5 protein-coding genes are annotated in these 4433 nt (G+C 37.8%); 2 read left to right on the top strand and 3 right to left on the bottom strand.

Annotated features, from left to right (window positions below; translation table 11 throughout):
• Positions 1–654: GyrI-like domain-containing protein (locus tag WBN20_RS08990; protein WP_424281443.1), on the top strand; the 654-nt coding region annotated here is incomplete at its 5' end.
• A 24-nt stretch (positions 655–678) separates the two neighbouring features.
• Here WBN20_RS08990 and WBN20_RS08995 read toward each other — a convergent pair.
• Genes WBN20_RS08995 through WBN20_RS09005 form a run of 3 tightly spaced genes read right to left on the bottom strand, consistent with a single transcriptional unit; the run spans position 679 to position 3240 of the window.
• Positions 679–1674 carry an MlaD family protein gene (locus tag WBN20_RS08995; protein WP_424281444.1) on the bottom strand — a complete coding sequence of 332 codons (996 nt, stop codon included), beginning with the start codon at positions 1672–1674 and terminating at the stop codon, positions 679–681.
• Between the two features lie 4 nt (positions 1675–1678).
• Positions 1679–2458 carry an ABC transporter ATP-binding protein gene (locus WBN20_RS09000; RefSeq protein WP_424281445.1) on the bottom strand — a complete coding sequence of 260 codons (780 nt, stop codon included), beginning with the start codon at positions 2456–2458 and terminating at the stop codon, positions 1679–1681.
• Positions 2458–3240, bottom strand: coding sequence for an MlaE family ABC transporter permease (locus WBN20_RS09005; RefSeq protein WP_424273750.1), 783 nt, complete (start codon positions 3238–3240; stop codon positions 2458–2460). Before WBN20_RS09005 ends, WBN20_RS09000 begins: the two co-directional genes overlap by 1 nt.
• 181 nt (positions 3241–3421) lie before the next feature.
• Here WBN20_RS09005 and WBN20_RS09010 point away from each other — a divergent pair, with 181 nt between their 5' ends.
• The gene (locus WBN20_RS09010; protein WP_424281446.1) at positions 3422–4360 is read left to right on the top strand and encodes a L,D-transpeptidase; all 939 of its coding nucleotides are present in this window, start codon (positions 3422–3424) and stop codon (positions 4358–4360) included.
• The last annotated feature ends 73 nt before the right edge of the window (positions 4361–4433 follow it).

Here is a 4433-nt window from a genome sequence, read left to right on the forward strand (position 1 = left end):
ATTTTTAATACAAACAGAGTATCCTCTTCAAAAGGCCAAAGGATGGACAAGATTGATTACAAAAAAGAATTGAAACATCTCTACAAACCATCACCCCGTAAAATTGAATTTAGAGATATCCCTAAAATGAATTTTTTGATGATAGACGGCATAGGTGATCCAAATACCTCTTTAGCCTATAAAGAAGCTATAGAGGCTTTGTATAGCCTTTCCTATACCCTAAAATTTATGATTAAAAAAGGTGAGTTAGGCATTGATTACAGTGTTATGCCGCTTGAAGGACTTTGGTGGGTAGACGATATGTCAAAATTTGATCATAACAAAAAAGAAGATTGGAAATGGACTGCACTGATAATGCAACCAGAAGCCGTGACCAAAGAATTGGTAGCTATCGCCATAGAAGAGGTTAGAAAAAAAAAGAATCCCAAAGCATTGTCTAAAATTCGTTTTGAAGCTTTTAAAGAGGGAAAAGTGGCGCAAACCTTGCATATTGGGCCATTTTCGGAAGAAGGTCCTACCATCAAAAAAATGCATGATTTCATTATCGATAATGGACACAATCTTTCCGGAAAGCACCATGAAATCTACCTTTCAGATATAAGAAGGGCTGCACCTGAAAAATGGAAGACTATAGTAAGACAGCCTTATAAATGAGAATGAGCAATACATAAATTCCATTCAATTTTTTTTCTGCTCCTTTTTCGCAGCTTTTTGTTCCTCTTTGGCCATTTTTTTGTAATAACCCCGGGTTAAAAAGTTATGCTTAAAGGCCTCCATATTCTCATTAAACCTCGCCGTACCTTCTTCTATACTTTTCATGGTCGCTTCCAGCCGTTGTACTAAAATGGTGTCTTTGGTTAAGTAATTTAATGCTCCTTCACCCTCTGAAATATCAGTGACCACACTATCTAAATTAACCGTTATTTTCTGCATCCTGTCGCTGGCCGATTCAAGATTGTGAATAATTTGTTTTATTTCAAATCCGGCCAGGGAGTCGCGTAATAAGACCCCAACTACAGAATTCTCGGAGTTGGCTACTTTTACAAATCTGTTCACTTCCTCCAATGTAGTATTGGCCTTGGCACTAGCCAGTTTCAGATTCAAGATGGTTTGTTCAAGGTTTTTAGCCATTAAGGTATCATTAAGCAGGCGACCCAAAGTACCTTCTCCTTTGGTAAGCGCAGCAGTAACCTTTAGTAAATCGGCAGTTAGTAGTGCTGCATTTTCAGAAGTTACATTCAAGGTACTCATCATATCTTCTGCGCCAATACGACTATATGAAATAATTTCATCTCCCGATTTTATAATAGCTCCCATTCCACTTCCGGGAACAATATTTACAATCATACTTCCCACTAAGCCATCAGAGCCTATTGTAGCTATAGCGTTATTTTTAATATGTTTTATCATATTTTCCTGAATGTTCATTACTACATTTATCGTAGAATCATTTTCCATTACTATATCTTTTACAGTACCTACGCCTATGCCTGAGTAGCGCACATTATTGCCCTTTTCCAGGCCATTTACATTTTTAAAAACGGCATGGACCGTAAAAGTGTTACCAAACATATTTTGTCTGTTTCCTATCAGATAGGCAGCAATTACAAGCAATGCTGTTCCCAGAATCACAAAAATTCCAAGTCTCAATTTTTCTAAGCTTGTTTTTTCCATATCGTTATTTTTTAAAAAATGCTTCTACCTTAGGGTCCTTAGATTTAACAAGTTCGTCATAAGTGCCTTCGGCATAATTAATACCATCTACAAGTAGAATCATACGTTCTGAAATTACACGTGCACAGTCCACATCATGGGTAATGATCAAAGAAGATGTGCCATACTTTTTTTGAATACTTCGCATTAATTCAATAATTTCTTTCGAAGTTATGGGATCCAAACCACTGGTTGGTTCATCGTACAAAATAATCTTTGGCCTGAGAATAAGGGTACGAGCCAAAGCCACACGTCTTTTCATTCCACCGGAAAGTTCTTCCGGCATTAGATCTATAGCGTCTGCCAGACCTACGCTCTCTAAAGCCTCAAGTACTAAAGGCGTTGTATCTGAGATGTTACCTAGTTTCTCTTTGTGTCGTCGCATAGGAAATTCTAAATTTTCCCTTACTGTCATAGAATCATACAAAGCGCTGCCCTGAAACAAAAATCCAATTTCTGATCGCAATATATCAAGGGTTGCCCTATCCAATAATTTAATCTCATTTCCCATAACCGATATATAACCACTATCGGGTTGCATTAATCCCACAAGGCATTTAATCATTACAGATTTTCCGGAACCCGATTTTCCCATAACCACTAAATTTTCCCCCTTGTACAATTTCATATTAAAACCGTTGAGTACCCGGTTATTTCCAAAGCGCTTATAAAGATCTTTGATATGGATTATGACTTCACTTTCGCCGGTCACGGTATTATTGAAACTTTCTTTTTCTTCTATCATCACAGGTCGTAAAAAATGTCAGAAATAAATACAGCTATAAAATCAATCACAAACAATAGCATGGAGGTAAAAACCACTGCCGTGTTGGCCGCTAAACCTACCCCTGCCGTACCCTTTTTGCTGTAGTAGCCCTTAAAACAGCCTACCAGGCCAATTGCAAAACCAAAAAAGAAAGATTTTATCGTTGCAGGAACCAAATCCCGATAATCCAATGCATCAAAAACACGATTAAAATAGAGCACGAATGAGACGTTTCCCTTAAAATTTTCAACCAGCGCAGATCCGTATAATGCAATGGCGTCTCCCATAATGATGAGTAATGGCAGCATAAGAGTAGTTGCTAAGATTCGCGTCACAACCAAATATTTAAACGGATTTGTACCTGATACTTCCATGGCGTCTATTTGTTCGGTAACACGCATAGAACCTAATTCGGCTCCGATACCCGATGCAATTCTCCCTGCACAAACCAGCGCGGTAATCACAGGACCCAGTTCACGAACAATAGAAATCCCTACCATATTTGGCATCCAGGATTCGGCACCAAACTCAATTAGCGTAGGCCTGGATTGTAAGGTAAGTACTAATCCAATAATGAATCCTGTAACCAGTACTAATACCAGAGAACGGTTACCCATATGATAACACTGCCTAAGCAACTCTTTAAACTCAAAAGGAGGCCTGAACAGTTCCTTAAAAAAGCGGCCGGCAAAATAGGCCAACTCCCCTATCTCTATAAAGAATTGTTTTATTCCACCCAAACTTCGTTTTACCGTACTCATGGGTTATTTAACTTATGTACTATCTACTCCAAATATACCCTTAATACCAAAGGTTATAAATGATAAAAGTCATATGTACGGACTGATCTTACTCATTGTATTGTCTTCATATGAGCATTAATTTTACAATGTCTCAGATAACTCTAAGACAAAAAGAAATTGAACTAAAACAGCAAGACCAATGATTATAAAACCTGTACTTTTTATTGGGATCCTTATTTTAGGAATTGGTGCTTCTTTTACACCCCCTATCAATTCATATAAACTACCAAAAGAAACGCAAGTAGGGCCCAGGGAACTTATTCCTGATTCTGTAAAAAAACTTATTACGGGCAGTTGGATCCATATGACACGTGATATTGCTGTAAGCCAATATTTTAACTATATGGATTCTTTGGTAATGGCCTATGATTCTTTGGTTCCTTACCCCTTATCAGAACACCTTTTGGTACATGCCAATCCCTGGATAATTGACACCCTGGCCAATACGGATTATTATAGAATGATGGCGCGTGATTCATTTGTTTATGATCAGCGGAAAATGGTAGTTCTAAAATCATCGGATTCTCTTTTGATCCCCGATTCCTTGTCGGCAGCCTCCCTCAAGGATTCCTTTAAAAAAACGTATCTCGATATAAATATCCCGGAGTTTAAGCTGCGAATTTATCAGGATACCACAGCACTATTTACCTTTCCGGTAAGAGTAGGAAAAAACACGAAAAAATATTTGGCCATGGGCGACAAAATTACCGACTTAAGAACATTAACTGGAATTGGGAAAATTATTCGTTTGGAAAGAAATCCGAAATTTTACAATCCTGTAGACCAAAAGCGCTTTTATCTAACAAAGAGAGATGATAATAAAACTACCTTAATGCCGCAAATACCGTGGATTGAGACTGAAATTAATGGCATTAGAAATGGCCAGATGATACATCCAACAACTAATCCTAAAACTCTGGGTAAGGCCAGTTCCAATGGATGTATTGGCACCAGGGAATCCGATGCCTGGATCATATATTATTACGCACCCCTGGGAACCCCGATTACCATCCGCTACGATTTGGAAATAACTAAAGTTAATGGCGATAAAGTTAAACTGAAAGATATTTACAAATAGATTTTCTCTTTGGGTTTAAAAATTACCTATAACACGAATAGAAGGACCGTTGAATGTCAAATCAAAACTACCT

Origin of the sequence: Eudoraea sp., from assembly GCF_049665975.1 — a bacterium.
GTDB lineage: Bacteria > Bacteroidota > Bacteroidia > Flavobacteriales > Flavobacteriaceae > Eudoraea.